This window comes from Virgisporangium aurantiacum (assembly GCF_016863635.1).
Lineage (GTDB): Bacteria > Actinomycetota > Actinomycetes > Mycobacteriales > Micromonosporaceae > Virgisporangium > Virgisporangium aurantiacum.
On record NZ_BOPG01000091.1, the window covers coordinates 18543 to 33717 of the forward strand.

Below are 15175 nucleotides of genomic sequence, written 5' to 3' on the forward strand. Positions count from 1 at the left end.
CGCCGTGGGCCCGTTCCGGTGTTCACCGCGGGTCGGGTGTGAGGCGGACCCGGCGCAGGAGTTGGGCGTTGAGCGCGACCACGATCGTCGACGCCGACATGAGCACGGCGCCGATGGCCGGGCTGAGCGTGATTCCGGCCCAGGCCAGCACTCCAGCGGCGAGCGGGATGGCGACGACGTTGTAGCCGGCGGCCCAGGCCAGGTTCTGGATCATCTTCCGGTACGACGCCTTCGACAGGCGGATCACGCCGGTGACGCCGCGCGGGTCGGAGGAGGCGAGAACCACGCCGGCGGACTCGATGGCCACGTCGGTACCGGCGCCGATGGCCAGCCCGACGTCGGCGCGGGCCAGCGCCGGCGCGTCGTTGACGCCGTCACCGACCATGGCGACGGTCAGGCCGCGGGCCTGCAGGTCGGCGACCGCCCGGTCCTTGTCGGCGGGCAGGACCTCGGCGAAGACCTCGTCGACGTCGGGTCGGAAACCCAGGTCGGCGGCGACGGCTTCGGCCACCGGTCGTGCGTCCCCGGTGATCATGACGATCTTCCGGACGCCCTGCTTCCGCAGCTGCTCGATTGCCTCCCGGGCCTCCGGCCGGACCTCGTCCTCGAGTGCGAACGCGCCGATCACCTCCGGTGCGCCACTGGCGTCGGGAGCGTCACCTTCACCGTCACCGAGGCGGATCAGGTGCAGCACGGCCGCGCCCCGGTCGGACCAGTCTGCCGTCCGCTCGGCCAGGTCGTCGGGAACCGTCGCGTGAAACTCGCGTAGCAGGGACGGGCCGCCGACGGCGTAGGTGACGCCGTCGACCTCGGCCTGGACGCCGCGACCGGTCAGGGACCGGAACTCGCGGGCGGTTGCCTGCAGTCCGCGTCCGGCTGCGGTGGCGACGATGGCCTTGGCTAAGGGATGTTCGCTGTCGGACTCGACTGCGGCGGCGATCCGCAGCACCTCGTCGTCGTTCCCGCCCGCAGTGGCCGCGATGCCGGTGACGGTGTGCGCGCCCTTGGTCAGGGTGCCGGTCTTGTCGAACAGGACCGCGTCGACGGTGCGCATGCGTTCCAGCGCCAGCCGGTCCTTGATCAGGATGCCGGCCTTCGCCGACACGGCGGTGGACAGCGCGATCACCAGCGGGATGGCCAGGCCGAGCGCGTGGGGGCAGGCGATCACGAGCACGGTGACGGTGCGGACCACGGACTGGTCGAGGTCACCGACCGCCCACCAGACCAGGAACGTCACCAGCGCCGCGGCGGTGGCGATGTAGAACAGCATCGCGGCGAACCGGTCGGCGAGCACCTGTGCGCGTCCGCTCGATGCCTGCGCCTGGGCGACCAGGCGGCCGATGCCGGCCAGCGCGGTGTCCTCTCCGACGGCGTCGACCTGCACCCGCAGCGCCGAGTCGGTGGCCACGGTGCCGGCGACCACGCGGTCACCGACGCCGCGGGGCACCGGTCGGGACTCGCCGGTGATCATCGATTCGTCGAGTTCCGCCGACCCGTCGACGATGCGTCCGTCGGCGGGAACGCGGGCGCCGGAGCGGACCAGCACGGTGTCACCGACGCGCAGTTCGGCGACGGCGACCCGCTCGACGGACCCGTCGTCGGTGACGCGCTCGGCGTCGTCGGGCAGCAGTGCGGCCAGCGCGGCGAGCGCGCCCTGGGCCTGGCCGATGGCCTTCATCTCCTGCCAGTGCCCGAGCAGCATGATGGTGACCAGCGCGGCCAGTTCCCACCAGAAGTCCAGGTCGAACAGGCCGAACGTGGTTGCCAGGGACGCGCCGTAGGCGACGGTGATCGCCATCGAGATCAGCAGCATCATTCCGGGTGCCCGGTCGCGGATCTCGCTGATGCCACCGACGAGGAACGGCCAGCCGCCGTAGAGGAACACCACCGATCCGAGGACCGGTCCCACGAGATCGATGCCGGGGAAGTCGAGGGTGTAGCCGAACCAGTCCATCACCATGGGGCTGGTCGCCACGATCGGGACGGTCAGGACCAGGCTGAGCCAGAACTTGCGGCGGAACATCTCCGGGTCGTGCCCGGCGTGCTTGTCATGCCCCTGATGCCCACCGTGGCCTTGATGCGTCCCGTGACCGTCATGGTGGTCGTGGGCGCGCGCCGGGGTCGCGGTCGTGCCTGGGTGCTGAGTCATCTTCACCACCTCCGTGGTCCTCAACTTATACCCCCTGGGGGTATATTGCCAAGGTCGGGCGCCGGACCTGTTCGTCACATCCGCGGTAGCCCGGCTCACGCGAACCACGAGGGCGCGTCGGCGAGATCCCCGACCCGCAATGCTCCGGGCGTGACGCGCTTCTTGCGTATCACGGACACACAACGACGCGGATCATTGGCTAGAGTCGGACCAGAGACGCAAGGCGCTCACGACAGGCCGGTGGCGAGGCACGCGATCACCGACAGTTGTCGGCGGGCCCTTCGGGACTCGCCGTTCACCCTGCTCGATCGGGGGAGAGCGAGGTCTCTGCATGCTGTTTGGACGCCTTCGGGAGATGCGGCGCCGTGAGCGCTGCATCCTGGCGGGACTGACAGTCGTCATCATGCTGCTGGTTGGATCGGTGGGCTGCGAAGCGGCCAATGAGACCACCGACCAGGGCATACCGAAGAAGTTGCGCGTCGGTGTGGTGCCGAACATCTCGCCGGAGAAGCAGCGGGCCCAGTACGAGCCGTTGCGGACCTATCTGGCGGATCGGCTGAAGGTCGATACCGAGCTGTTCGTCGCCGACAACTATGCCGGCGTGGTGGCCGCGCTGGTAGCGGGCCAGGTCGATGTGGCCTACCTCGGTGGACTCACCTATGCACAGGCACAGGAGCAGGCAAAGGGTGTGGTGCCGCTGGTCACCGAGGTCGACCAGGAGACCGGTACGCCACGGTATTTCTCCGCGGTCGTCGTACAGAACAGGTCCGCGCATCGCTCGGTCGGTGACGTGGTCACCGCCGGGGGGACGTTCGCGTTCGGCGATGTCAGTTCGACATCGGGAAGCCTGTATCCACGGATGATGCTGGTGTCGGCGGGAGCGAAGTGTGACAAGGGCGATCTGAAGAAATGTCCACCGCTGAAGACGGTCACCTTCACCGGCGGTCATGACGCCACGGCCCAAGCGGTGCTCAACGGCGCGGCCGAGGCCGGCGGCATCGAACTGCGGATCCTGCACCGGCTGGAGAAGCAGGGCACGATCCCTCCAGGGGCGTTGCGGGTGGTTGGTCAGCAGGAGGTGATGGGCTACCCGTGGGTCGCCCGCTCCGGGCTGAGCGAGGAGGCGCGGACAGCCGTCACTGACGCGTTCACCGCGATCAGCGACAGCAAGTTGCTCGATCTGCTGCGGGCGAAGTCGTTCGTCAAGGTGACCGCCGCCGACTATGAAGAGGTCCGGTCGAACGCGTCGACGCTGGGCCTGCTCACCCCGGCGTGACCGGCGCGGACATCGTCCTCGAGGACGTCACGGTCACCTTTGCAGGTCGCGCGGTCCCCGCGCTCGACCGGGTTTCGGTGTCGGTACGGGCCGGCGAGCAGCTCGCGCTCGTCGGCCCGTCCGGGGCGGGCAAGAGCACCCTGCTACGGCTCCTGCTGGGCGGGGTCCGTCCGGCCGGGGGCCGGGTGCGGGTCGGCGGTCTGGATCCCTTCGCGACCCAGCAGGTGCGGCAACTACGCCAGTTCACCGGATACGTGCGCCAGCGCGACGATCTGGTGCCGGGAGTGTCGGCGCGCACGAACATCCTGATGGGCCAGTCGTGGTCCTGGCGCATGCCGGACTGGTGGGCGGTGGCCCGGGGCAGGGTGCCGTCGCGACACGCGGCCAGGCTGGCTGAACTCGCTGAGGGTCACGGCATCACCGACATCCTCGACGAGCGGGTCGAGAACCTCTCGGGCGGGCAGCGGCAACGCGTGGCGCTCGCCCGGGCGCTGCTGGGCGATCCGCGGCTGCTGCTGGCCGACGAGACAACGAGCGGCCTGGACCCGGTGAATGCCGCCCGAGCCGTGGCCGATCTGACCTCGGTGGAAGGAGCGACGGTCATGCTCAGCACGCATGACGTCTCCCTCGCCGGCCGGTTCGCGCGGGTGGTGGCGTTGCGGGCCGGCCGGATCGCCCACGACGGGGCGCCGCCCGACGCGCGCGAGACGGAGCTCATCTATGCCCACGGAAGCTGATCTGGACGAGCCGGAAACCGCGTGGCGAAGTCGGACTCCGGCGCGCGGGCCGACCCGGCAGCCGTTGCGGACGGTCCGATGGATCGGGTTGCTGACCGCGGTGACCGTGGTGGTGTGGTCGCTGAACGGCGCCGAGGTCGGTGTCGGTCCGCTGATCGAGGGTCGGTCCGGTGCGGCTCGCCTGCTGTCCGGGCTGTTCCCGCCCGATCTCGACCCGCAACTGCTCGCCCGCATCGGACAGGCGACCGTCGAGACGTTGCAGATTTCCATCGCCGCCCTCGTGCTCGGCGCGTTGCTCGGCCTTCCTCTGTCGGTGTTGATCGCGGGGAACGTGCAGGCGCCGCGCTACCTGGCCCTCGCCGCCCGCTGGCTGGCGATGGTGTTGCGCGGTGTGCCGGAACTGTTGTGGGCTCTGTTGTTCGTCGCCGCCGTGGGTCTGGGACCGGCGGCCGGCGCCTACGCGATCGGCCTGCACTCGGCCGGAATGATGGCCAAGCTGTGCTCGGAGCAGATGGAGGCGGTGGACGCCGCCCCGGTGGAAGCGATGCGGTTGACCGGCAGTTCGAGACTGGCGACGGCGTTGCTGGCGATCCTTCCGCAGGCCCGCGGAACGGTCGCCTCGCAGTTGCTGTACCAGTGGGAGTGCAACGTCCGCAGTTCGGTGGTGATCGGGTACGTCGGTGCCGGCGGCCTGGGCCAGGAACTGGGGGTGGCGCTGCATCTGTTCCGCTATCAGGAACTGGCCACGTTGATGGCGGCCGTGTTGATCCTGGTGTTGGTGGTCGACGGCGCGTCCGTGCTCGTACGCCGCCGGATGGGAGTTGCTACCGGCCTGCCGGGTGAGTGCGAGCGACCGCGGTACCAGCGGTTGTGGACGGGACGGTCGTGACCTCGGCGTCGTACCGGCGGACGGCGTCGGCGATGGCGGCGGCCGCCGTGGTGACGTCGTCGTCGGTGGTCCACCGTCCGACGGTGAGCCGCAGGGCGCCAAGGGCCCGCTCGGCGGGGATGCCCATCGCGAGGAGGACGGCGGAGGGCGCCGATTCGCCGGCGTGGCAGGCGGATCCGGTCGACGCGGCGACCGTCTCGGTGAATCCGAGTACGTCGTTGCCGATGACGCCGTCGATGCTGACGTTGAGCGTGTTGGGCAGCCGCTGTTCGCGTGAGCCGTTAAGGTGCACTCGGCCGGGCAGCAGTGCCCGTAGGTGGTCCTCCAACAGGTCACGGCGGCGACGTGCGGCAGCCATGGCTTCCCGCCGGTCGGCCAGGAGTCGGCATGCCTCGCCGAGGCCGACGATGCCGGCGACGTTCTCCGTACCCGAGCGCAGGCCGTGCTCCTGGCCGCCGCCGTATCCGACCGGTTCCAGGCGCAGGCCGCGGCGGCGGTACAGCACGCCGATCCCTTTGGGTGCGTACATCTTGTGGCCGACCAGGGTCAGCAGATCGACACCCAGTTCGGTGACGCGGACGTCGAGGCGGCCGGCGGACTGGGCGGCGTCGGTGTGGAACGGCACGCCCCGGTCGTGTGCCGCACTGGCCAGTGCCGCGATGGACTGGATGGTTCCGGTCTCGGCGTTCGCGTGCATGATCGAGGCGACCGCGGTGCGCTCGGAGAGGGCCTCGGCGAAGGCGGACGGATCGACGGTGCCGTCGCCGCCGACCGGGAGGTATGTGACGGTGCAGCCGTGCAGGCGCTGGAGACTCTCGCAGGTCTGCAATACGGCCGGATGTTCGGTGCACTGGGTGACCACGTGCGACCGGCGGGACTCGCCGGTCAGGCCGCCGCCCAGCACGATGCCACGGATGGCCAGATGATCCGCCTCGGATCCGCTGCCGGTGAAGACGATCTCGTCGGATTCGCAGTCCAGGAACTCAGCCACCTGGCCGCGGGCGTTGTCGACCGCCACCCGGGCACGGACGCCGAAGCGGTGACTGCTCGACGGGTTGCCGAACGCGCCGTGCAGAAAGGGCGCCATCGCGTCGGCCACCCGAGGGTCGACGGGTGTGGTGGCGTTGTGATCGAGATATACAGCATCGGTCATCACAGAATCACGCACAGGTATATACCAGGAATGTTCCTGGCGTATCCGTCAGCCAGGCAAGAATTGTTTCCCCCGAGTAACTTATGGTTTCGATGATTTGCGCACGCAGACCCGTGGCAAGGCACTACATACACCGTAAGTGTGAAGCCTCTGGATGTCAACGTCTCGACCGCCCTTTCAGTTGTCGGGGGGTCGGCTGTACGCTCTGCCGCGGAGGTGTTCAGGTACCTGGTGGGCCTCCCCGCCTTCAAAGCGGGTGGGACGGGGAACCCTCGTCCGGCGGGTTCGATTCCCGTCCGCCTCCGCCATTTCTACTGGTCAGAGCGCTGATCGCTCCATCGGCCCGGATCGGAACTCGGGGCGATCGTCGATCAGTTGCCGAGTCAGACGCGTGACAGAACTATTACCGACTCATCGACGGGGTTGCAGATGTCCCGAGTGGTGAGTAACTATGGGCGCCATTCATTACTGGACGTCGCGTCATCAATCAACGGGGGAGTGAGACGTGAGCGGAGCCCAGACAGTGCTGCCTGTGAACACTCAATTAACGGCCGACGGTGAACCACGGCTGCAGCGCTCGGTCTCCTGGCGTTCTCTAATCCTGTTGGCGATCGGCGCCGCCCTGCAGATCACCGTCGTGATGGGCGCCATGGCCGGCGAACTCGGCAATCTGCACTTGCTCGTCTGGGCCGGAGCGGCGTTCGTCGGGCTGGTCCAATGCTTCCTCATCGCCGAGATGGCCAAGCACGCCCCGCACCGGGCCGGCGGCGCCGCCACCTACGCCCAGGAGGCCTTCGGCGGGCGAACGTCCTGGGTGGCCGCGCTCTCCGGGTGGGGCTACTGGTTCGCCTGGACGCCCGGCATCGCCGTCAACCTGATCCTGGCCGCCGAGTACCTGGAGAGCACGGTCTGGCCCGACGTGAACACGGTGGCACTCAGCGCCGGGATCGGGGTCGCGCTGTACGCCGTGAACACATTGGGCCTGCGCCACCTCGTGCGGATCTCAGCGGTGCTCATGGTCCTCGCCGGGCTGACGCTGCTCGCCCTGCTGGTCACCCCGCTGTTCCAGCCGTCCCTCTTCGACGCCGGTGAGCTGTCGCCCCTCGCGGCGCCGGCGGACACCGAGGGAAGCACCTGGGAACTGCTGGTGAAGTGGTTCTTCGTCGCCACCTGGTCGGCCTATGGCGCCGAGATCGCCGCCAGCATCGTCGCCGAGCTGCGGGAGCCGGCGGCCAAGGTGATGCGGGCGATGGTCACCGCGGGGGTCGTCTGCCTGGCCGCGTTCGCGATCGTGCCGATCGTCATGACCGGGATCGTCGGCGCCGATGGGCTCAGCGAGTCGCCGAGTACGGTGTTTCTCGCTCCGGCCGAGGTGGTCTTCGGTGACGCCGGGCGCCTGATCGTCGGTGTGATGCTGGCCTGCGCCCTGATCCTGGGCGCACAGGCGTACATCATCGCCTCGTCCCGCACCGTGTACCAGTTGTCGAAGGACGCGCACCTGCCGCGGCTGTTCACCCGGGTGAACCGTTTCGGCGTGCCGGTGATGTCGGTGATCTGCGACGCCGCCGTCATCGCCGTCCTGCTGCTGATCTTCGGCTCGGATGTCGTCGACGTGGTCGCCGCGGCGAACATCGGCTACCTGGTCGTCTTCGTGCTCATGCCGTTGGGCTTCGTCATCGTCCGGGTGCGCCGCCGGCGCGCGGGACAGCCGCTCGTGTTGCATCCGGTGTGGACCGGGATCGGCGTCGCCGTGGTGGCGCTCAACGCGGTGCTCTTGGTCGTCGGCGCGGCGTTGTGGGGCGTGGAGATCTGGCTCACCGGTCTGATCGTGATGACATTGATCTTTCCCCTCATCGCCTGGCGGCGGTGGCGCGACCGCGTCGACGCGAGGCGACACGAAGCCACGGCCGACCCGGCCGAGTCCGTCCCCGCGCAACCGGTCGGCGCGACGTCTGAATCCGAGCGCTGAGAGGGACACGCGATGGCTCAGCCCGCCCTGTCGGACACGCCGGTCCGACTCACCCAGTACGCGCGCGGCGGTGGCTGCGCCTGCAAGATCCCGCCGGGAGAGCTGGAGGCTGTGGTCGGGAAGCTGGCGGGCCGGGATCGCGTCGCCAGCCCGTACGAGCTGCTGGTCGGCGTCGACACCGGCGATGACGCGGCCGCCGTCAGGCTGGTCGGTGACACGGCGATCCTGGCCACGACCGACTTCTTCACACCGGTCGTGGACGACGCGTACGACTGGGGCCGGATCGCTGCCGCCAACGCGCTGTCGGACGTGTACGCGATGGGCGGCGAACCGGTGGTCGCGGTCAATCTGCTCGCGTGGCCGCGGGACCTGCTGCCGATGGAACTGGCCGGTGAGGTGCTGCGCGGTGGCGCGGATGTGGCCGTCGAGGCCGCGTGCCATCTGGCCGGCGGTCACAGCATCGACGACGCCGAGCCGAAGTACGGCCTTGCGGTGACCGGGGTGGCCGACGCGCGCCGGTTGATGCGAAACGACAACGGCAAGCCGGGCGTGCCCTTGACCCTGACCAAACCGCTCGGTGTCGGTGTGTTGAACTCTCGGCACAAGGCCACCGGTGAGCGGTTCCCGCAGGCAGTCGAGAGTATGGCGGGCCTCAACCGGGACGCGTCGCGGGCAGCGTTGGCCGCCGGTGTCACGTGCGCCACCGACGTCACCGGTTTCGGGTTGCTCGGGCACCTGTACAAGCTGGCCCGCGCCAGCGGGGTCACGGCGGTACTGGACCCGGCCGCGGTGCCCTATCTGGACGGTGCCCGCGAGGCGGTGCGCGACGGGTACGTCTCCGGCGGCACCCGCCGCAACCTGGATTGGGTCGCGCCGCACATCGAGTGGCGAGGCGACGTGGCCGAGGACGACCGGCTCCTGCTCGCTGACGCACAGACCTCGGGCGGACTGCTGGTAGCCGGCGAGATCCCCGGGTTCCCGGTCGTCGGCGAACTTGTCGAGGCCGGCCCGTACACCCTCGTGATCGGCTGACCATGGCTCCGGACCCGAACACAGCCACGGATCCGCGTCGGCGCATCCCACGTACCGACGTACTGCTCGCCGACACCCGGCTCGGCCCGGCCCGCGATCGGCTCGGCGACGACGCGGTCAAGCGGGCGGTGCAGTTCGCGCAGGGACAGGCCCGGGCCGGCGCGATCGACGTGGAGCGGGTGCTCGACGCCGCCCTGGCCGCGCTTCCGGACGCGGCCACCACGTTGCGACCGGTCTTCAACGCGACCGGTGTCGTTTTGCATACCAACCTCGGCCGGGCACCGCTGTCGTCGGCGGCCGTCGAGGCCCTGGTTTCCGCGGCCGGTTACGTCGACGTCGAGTTCGATATCGCCACCGGAGCGCGGGCCCGTCGTGGGCGGGGAACGCTCGACGCCTTGCGCGCCGCGGTGCCCGCCGCCGGTGATGTTCACGTGGTCAACAACGGGGCAGCAGCGTTGGTCCTGGTGGCCACCGCGTTGGCGGCTGACCGGGAGATCCTGATCAGCCGGTCGGAGATGGTCGAGATCGGCGACGGGTTCCGCATCCACGAACTGTTGTGCAGCACCGGCGCCCGGCTGCGCGAGGTCGGCACCACCAACCGCACCCATCTGCGTGACTACGCCGACGCGATCGGGCCGAAGACCGGCTTCATCCTGAAGGTGCATCCGTCGAACTTCCGCATCGAGGGCTTCACCGCATCGGTCGGCGTCGCCGAACTCGCTACCCTCCGCGTCCCGGTGATCGCCGACATCGGTTCGGGACTTCTTCGCCCCGACCCGCGCCTGCCCGAGGAACCGGATGCGGCGACCTGGCTCGCCGCCGGCGCCACCATCGTCACCGCCAGCGGCGACAAGCTCCTGGGCGGCCCGCAGGCCGGTCTCGTACTCGGCGATGCCGACACGGTCACCCGGCTGCGGCGGCATCCGCTGGCGCGGGCGCTGCGGGTCGACAAGCTCACGCTGGCCGCGCTGGAGGCGACGCTGCGGGGACCCGCCACACCGACCGCGGCCTTCCTGGCCGCGGATGACACCACGCTGCACACGCGCTGCGCGGCGGTTGCCGAGGCGCTGGAATCCGCCGGCGTACCCGCCGAGGTCGTTCCCAGCAGTGGCGCTGTCGGGGGAGGGGCGGCACCGGGACAGGACCTTCCGGGGTGGGCGGTTCGCCTCCCGGAGCACCTGGCACAGGTCCTCCGCCGAGGCGTGCCCTGCGTCGTGACCCGGGTCGAGAAGGGTCACTGCCTGCTCGACCTGCGCTGCATCCCGGCGACCGCCGACGCGACGGTCCAGGGCGCGGTCATCGCTGCCGCCCGGACGTCGGAGCAGCCGTGCACGTGATCGCCACGGCCGGACACGTCGACCACGGCAAGTCCACGCTCGTGCGCGCGTTGACCGGCATGGAACCCGACCGGTGGGCGGAGGAACGGCGTCGTGGCATGACGATCGACCTCGGCTTCGCCTGGACGAGCCTGCCGGACGGGCAGGTGGCCGCGTTCGTCGACGTCCCCGGACATCAGAAGTTCATCACCAACATGCTGGCGGGCGTCGGACCGGTCGCCGCCGTCATGCTGGTGGTCGCCGCCGATGAGGGCTGGTGCCGGCAGACCGGCGAACACCTCGCCGCCCTGCACGCCCTCGGGGTCGAACACGGCCTACTGGCCGTCACCCGCGCCGATCTGGGCGACGCCGACCTCGCGATCGAGGAGGCGCGGGACTATCTCGCCGCCACCCGTCTGGCCGGCATCGAGGCCGTCGCCGTGTCGCCGGTGACCGGCGAGGGCCTCGACGATCTTCGGGCCGCCCTCACCCACCTGGTCGGCGCCCTGCCGCCACCGCCGGAGGAACCGGCTCGCATGTGGATCGACCGGTGCTTCAGCGTGCGCGGAGTCGGAACCGTCGTCACCGGAACCCTCAGCTCCGGCCGGATCGCCGTCGGCGACGAGGTGGAACTCGCACCGACCGGACGCCGGTTCCGGGTGCGCGGCCTGCAGAGCCTTCAGCACGACGTGTCGGAGACCCGCGCGGTCGCCCGGCTGGGCGTGAACCTGCGCGGAGTGAAGAGCGAGGAGATCCATCGTGGTCAGGCGCTGATCAGCCCGGGGTCCTACGCCGCGGTGTCCACTGTGGATGTTCGCCTGACCGACGCGGCCGAGGAACTGGCGAGCGAACTCGTCCTGCACGTCGGGTCGGCCGCCGTTCCGGTTCGGGTCCGCCGCTTCGACAACGACACCGCCCGGCTCCGACTGGCCCAGCCGGTGCCGGTGCACATCGCTGAGCGTGCGCTGCTCCGCGACCCGGGCCTGCAACGCATCGTTGCCGGCGTCGTGCTGCTCGACACGATGCCGCCGCCGCTTCGTCGTCGAGGCGCGGCCGCGCTGCGGGCCAAGGAACTGATCGCGATGACCGATCGGCCCGACCCGGACGGGGAAATCCGGCGCCGCGGCGCCGTCCGTCATGCGGATCTCGTCGCCGCGGGAATTCTCGGCTCGGCCGACGCCGGACCACCGGACGCGATTCGCGCGGCGGACTGGTACGTCGACACGACCGTATGGCGGCGATGGACGGCCGGGTTGACCGACGCCGCCGACCGGTGGGCGACGGATCACCCGATGACACCCGGGCTGCCGCGCCCGTCCGCCGTGCAGCAGCTCGGCCTTCCCGACCCGCGGTTGCTCGATGCACTCATTCCGGCCACCGGTGCTCTGGTCAGCAGCGCGCAGGGCCTGCACCGGCCGGGGGTGGCGGCCACGTTGCCCGAATCGGCCGCCGCTGTCCTCGCGGAGTTGCGGGAGTCGCTCGCCGCCGAACCGTTCGCCGCATGGGAAGCCGAGATGCTGGCCGACCGCGGACTGTCCGACCGGTACCTGGCCACGGCTGTCGGCCAGGGTCTGCTGTTCAAGGTTGCCGACGGGATCTATCTGTTGCCCGATGCGCTGTCGCTCGCGGTGGACCGCGTCGGCGACCTCCCGCAACCGTTCACGCTCAGCGAGGCGCGTCAGGCCCTGGGCACCACCCGCCGCGTCGCCGTTCCCCTGCTCGAACTGCTCGACCGGCGCGGAATGACGCGTCGTGTCGACAACACCCGCCGCGTGGTGAGTCGAACCGGTGCGTCGTGACCGGGGTTGTGCGCCCCTCAGCCGGCCAGTTTGGCCTCGAGGCCGCGCAGCACCAGGTCGAGCCCGAACTGGAAGTCGGCCTCGGTGTCGCCGGAGCCGAGCAGGCTCGCGTGGGCGCACGCCTGGCCCTGTCCGCAACAGGTCAGGCCGATCGTGCCGACGTCCTGCTGCAGGATGAAGCCGAGGACGTATCCGATCAACGCCTGATAGGCCCGGGAGGCGTCCGGGCCGTCGAACCCGGCCTGCCGGAAGATCCGCAGCACCGCCTCGGTCGGCGCGAGCGCGCTGCCGGTATGGATGTGCTGCGAGGTCAGCAACTGGATGAAACTCGGATGGGACCGGTGGATCGCGAGGAACGAGGTTGCGCCGCGGCGCAGCCGTTCGGTCCAGGTCAATTCGGGATCGGCGGGAATGTCCAGCGCGGCCAGCATCCACTCCAGCATTCCGCTGAGCAGCGCCGCCTTGCTCGGCACGTGGTTGTACAGGGACATCGCCTCGACGCCCAGTTCAGCGGCGAGTTTGCGCATGCTCAGTGCGGGCAGGCCCTGCTCGTCGGCGAGCTTCACGGCGCCGTCCAGAACCCGGGTTCTGGTCAAAGTGTTTCCCATGTGCACCTGCCTCGCGACGGACCTTACGTTGACAACTTACGGTGTATGTATGATGCTGGCTAGCGCTACTTACGCCGTAAGTATCCCCCGTGCGGCCGGTAATCCCCAAAGTCTACGACACTCCTGACGAGGAAGCCCTGGTGCTCGAACCGCTCGGCCGATTCGCCGTTCGCCGTCGCTGGCTGGTCATCGCCGCGTGGGGCGCGGTGCTGCTCGCGGGTGCCTTGATCGGCTCGCAGGTGTTCTCGCGCCTGGCCACCGGTACGGGGACCCGTGACGACGTCGAGTCGGCTCGGGTAGAGCGCCTCCTCGACGCCGCCGGGGGGCTGGAGCCGGACCTGTTGATCCTGCTCGACGGAAAGGCGGTCACCGACGCTCGGGTGACGGCGGCCGTTCAGGAGCTCGCGGCCGACGTGCGGACCATCCCGGACGTCGTGGCGGTCACCACCGCGTCCGCGACCGGGCCCGGTCGGTCGCTGATCTCGGCCGATGGACAGGCCCAACTGGTCGCCGTCGATCTGCGCGGCGGCATCGAACCCGCCGACTCCGCCTCGGCCATCGATGCGGTTCGTGCGCGGGCCGAGGCCGTCGACATGCCGCGCGTGCTGGTCGGCGGCGAGGTCGCGCTGCAGACGGAGTTCCAGCGGACATCCGAGGAGCAGCTCGCCCGCGGCGAAATGATCGCGCTGCCGATCATGCTGGTTCTGCTCCTGCTGTTCTTCCGCGGCTTCCTCGCCGCGGCGCTGCCACTGCTCGTGGCGGTGGTCGCGGTGCCCGGCGCGCTGTTGGTCCTGCTGGCCGTCAGCTACGCCACGACACTGTCCGCCTACGCGGTGAACGTCATCACCATGGTCGGGCTCGGCCTGGCGGTCGACTACGCGCTGTTGCTGGTCAGCCGGTTCCGGGAGGAACGAGCGGCCGGTCTTGACGTGGACGCCGCCGTGGTCCGCTGCGTCACCTCGGCCGGTCGCACCGTCGCCTTCTCGGCGGTCATCGTGACGGTCGCCCTTGCCGGCCTGCTCGTCTTCGCCGAGCCGTTACTGCGATCGATGGCCTGGGGTGCGGTCGGGGTCGTCCTGCTGACCGTCCTCGCCGCATTGACCCTGGTCCCGGCGTTGCTCACGCTCTGGGGGCACCGGATCCGGATCCCCGCCTCGGCGGGCCGTGACGGGGGTCTGTTCTTCCGGCTCTCCCGGTTCGTCCAGCGCTTCGCCCTCGTCGTCGCACCACTCCTGATCATCGGGCTGGCGCTGCTGGCCCTGCCGGTACGGCACGCCGAGTGGGGTGGCTCCGGGCCGGAGTCCCTGCCCGCCGGGTCGGCCACCCGGCAACTCGCCGAGGTCGTCGAGGACCGGTTCCCCGGTGGCGGCGTCGAGCCCGTCGTGGTGGTCGCCGACGTGCCGCCGGCCGCCGTGGCCGACCTGACCGCACGGCTGGCGGCGCTGCCCGGCGCGGCCGGGGCGCAGGTGCGGGAACAGGCACCGGCCGGCACAACGGTCATCGACGTCCTGCCCCGCGACGGCGCCGGGCGTGACCTGGTCCACGACATCCGGGCATTGGACGAGCCGCTGCAGGTGGGCGGTGCCGATGCCGCGCTGGCCGACTTCCACCGTTCCGTCGGTGGTCGGATCCCGTGGGCGTTGGCGCTGATCGTGGTGGCCACCTTCGTGCTGCTGTTCCTCATGACCGGTTCACTGGTCGTTCCGGCGAAGGCCATCGTGATGAACGTGCTGTCGTTGGGAGCCAGTTTCGGCGCGCTGGTCTTCATCTTCCAGGACGGCAACCTGTCGGGACCGCTCGACTTCACGCCGTCCGGCTCCATCGACAGCACCGTCCCGCTGTTGATCTTCGTGTTCGCGTTCGGTCTGTCGATGGACTACGAGGTGTTCCTCCTCGCCCGGATCAAGGAGGAGTACGACCGCACGGGAGACAACGACCTCGCGGTGGCCGTGGGGCTGCAACGCACCGGCAGCGTCGTGACCTCGGCCGCCGCGCTGATGGTGGTGGTGTTCCTCGGGTTCGCCGCCGGTGGCGTCCTGACGATCAAGGAACTCGGCGTCGGGATGGCGCTGACCATCCTCATCGATGCCACGGTCGTGCGCAGCCTGCTGGTGCCCGCGGTCATGAAGCTCATGGGTCGCGCCAACTGGTGGGCGCCACGGCCGCTGCGACGCGCCTACCAACGCGTCGCGATCAGCGAGCACCGGACCGAACGTCCGGCAATCCCCGAGAGAGTGTGAGGTCGCG

General features: G+C 70.0%; 11 protein-coding genes and 1 tRNA gene. 9 read left to right on the forward strand and 3 right to left on the reverse strand.

Annotated elements, in window-relative coordinates; genetic code table 11:
* Positions 1-22: 22 nt before the first annotated feature.
* Entirely contained in the window at positions 23-2149 is a 2127-nt protein-coding gene (locus tag Vau01_RS53995) for a heavy metal translocating P-type ATPase (protein WP_204009505.1), read from the reverse strand.
* A 403-nt stretch (positions 2150-2552) separates the two neighbouring features.
* On the opposite strand from Vau01_RS53995, the gene Vau01_RS54000 reads away from it, so the two are divergent.
* From Vau01_RS54000 to phnE, 3 genes are read left to right on the forward strand one after another with little or no spacing between them, the layout of a single operon-like run.
* Positions 2553-3425, forward strand: a complete 873-nt coding sequence (locus Vau01_RS54000) for a phosphate/phosphite/phosphonate ABC transporter substrate-binding protein (RefSeq protein WP_204009507.1) — start codon at positions 2553-2555, stop codon at positions 3423-3425.
* Positions 3422-4162 (forward strand): ATP-binding cassette domain-containing protein, encoded by a 741-nt coding sequence (locus Vau01_RS54005; RefSeq protein WP_204009518.1) that lies wholly within the window; start codon positions 3422-3424, stop codon positions 4160-4162. The genes Vau01_RS54000 and Vau01_RS54005 overlap by 4 nt, the downstream gene beginning before the upstream one ends.
* Positions 4146-5051, forward strand: a complete 906-nt coding sequence (gene phnE / locus Vau01_RS54010) for a phosphonate ABC transporter, permease protein PhnE (RefSeq protein ID WP_204009522.1) — start codon at positions 4146-4148, stop codon at positions 5049-5051. Before Vau01_RS54005 ends, phnE begins: the two co-directional genes overlap by 17 nt.
* On the opposite strand, the gene Vau01_RS54015 is transcribed toward phnE, so the two are convergent.
* Positions 4987-6204, reverse strand: a complete 1218-nt coding sequence (locus Vau01_RS54015) for a cysteine desulfurase family protein (RefSeq protein WP_204009524.1) — start codon at positions 6202-6204, stop codon at positions 4987-4989. The genes phnE and Vau01_RS54015 overlap by 65 nt on opposite strands.
* 212 nt (positions 6205-6416) lie before the next feature.
* Between Vau01_RS54015 and Vau01_RS54020 the strand changes: the two genes are divergently transcribed.
* The 5 genes from Vau01_RS54020 (at position 6417) to selB (ending at position 12320) form a co-directional block, all read left to right on the forward strand.
* Positions 6417-6512: transfer RNA gene (locus Vau01_RS54020), tRNA-Sec, on the forward strand.
* Between the two features lie 197 nt (positions 6513-6709).
* Positions 6710-8173 (forward strand): APC family permease, encoded by a 1464-nt coding sequence (locus tag Vau01_RS54025; protein WP_204009527.1) that lies wholly within the window; start codon positions 6710-6712, stop codon positions 8171-8173.
* Positions 8174-8185: 12 nt separating this feature from the next.
* Positions 8186-9205: a selenide, water dikinase SelD gene (selD, locus tag Vau01_RS54030; RefSeq protein WP_204009530.1), complete on the forward strand. Its 1020-nt coding sequence runs from the start codon at positions 8186-8188 to the stop codon at positions 9203-9205.
* Positions 9206-9207: 2 nt separating this feature from the next.
* Positions 9208-10542 carry an L-seryl-tRNA(Sec) selenium transferase gene (selA, locus tag Vau01_RS54035; RefSeq protein WP_204009533.1) on the forward strand — a complete coding sequence of 445 codons (1335 nt, stop codon included), beginning with the start codon at positions 9208-9210 and terminating at the stop codon, positions 10540-10542.
* The gene (selB, locus tag Vau01_RS54040) at positions 10533-12320 is read left to right on the forward strand and encodes a selenocysteine-specific translation elongation factor (RefSeq protein ID WP_204009535.1); all 1788 of its coding nucleotides are present in this window, start codon (positions 10533-10535) and stop codon (positions 12318-12320) included. Before selA ends, selB begins: the two co-directional genes overlap by 10 nt.
* Before the next feature lie 17 nt (positions 12321-12337).
* Here selB and Vau01_RS54045 read toward each other — a convergent pair whose 3' ends face one another.
* Positions 12338-12928, reverse strand: a complete 591-nt coding sequence (locus Vau01_RS54045; RefSeq protein ID WP_204009537.1) for a TetR/AcrR family transcriptional regulator C-terminal domain-containing protein — start codon at positions 12926-12928, stop codon at positions 12338-12340.
* Positions 12929-13068: 140 nt separating this feature from the next.
* Between Vau01_RS54045 and Vau01_RS54050 the strand changes: the two genes are divergently transcribed.
* On the forward strand, positions 13069-15168 hold the full coding sequence (locus tag Vau01_RS54050) for an MMPL family transporter (protein WP_204009539.1): 2100 nt from the start codon (positions 13069-13071) through the stop codon (positions 15166-15168).
* The last annotated feature ends 7 nt before the right edge of the window (positions 15169-15175 follow it).

Bases quoted from the DNA above. Each gene is read 5' to 3' on its own strand.
- Vau01_RS53995 (WP_204009505.1), bottom strand. From the start codon at position 2,149: ATGACTCAGCACCCAGGCACGACCGCGACCCCGGCGCGCGCCCACGAC.
- Vau01_RS54000 (WP_204009507.1), top strand. From the start codon at position 2,553: ATGCTGCTGGTTGGATCGGTGGGCTGCGAAGCGGCCAATGAGACCACC.
- phnE (WP_204009522.1), top strand. From the start codon at position 4,146: ATGCCCACGGAAGCTGATCTGGACGAGCCGGAAACCGCGTGGCGAAGT.
- Vau01_RS54015 (WP_204009524.1), bottom strand. From the start codon at position 6,204: ATGACCGATGCTGTATATCTCGATCACAACGCCACCACACCCGTCGAC.
- selD (WP_204009530.1), top strand. From the start codon at position 8,186: ATGGCTCAGCCCGCCCTGTCGGACACGCCGGTCCGACTCACCCAGTAC.
- selA (WP_204009533.1), top strand. From the start codon at position 9,208: ATGGCTCCGGACCCGAACACAGCCACGGATCCGCGTCGGCGCATCCCA.
- Vau01_RS54045 (WP_204009537.1), bottom strand. From the start codon at position 12,928: ATGGGAAACACTTTGACCAGAACCCGGGTTCTGGACGGCGCCGTGAAG.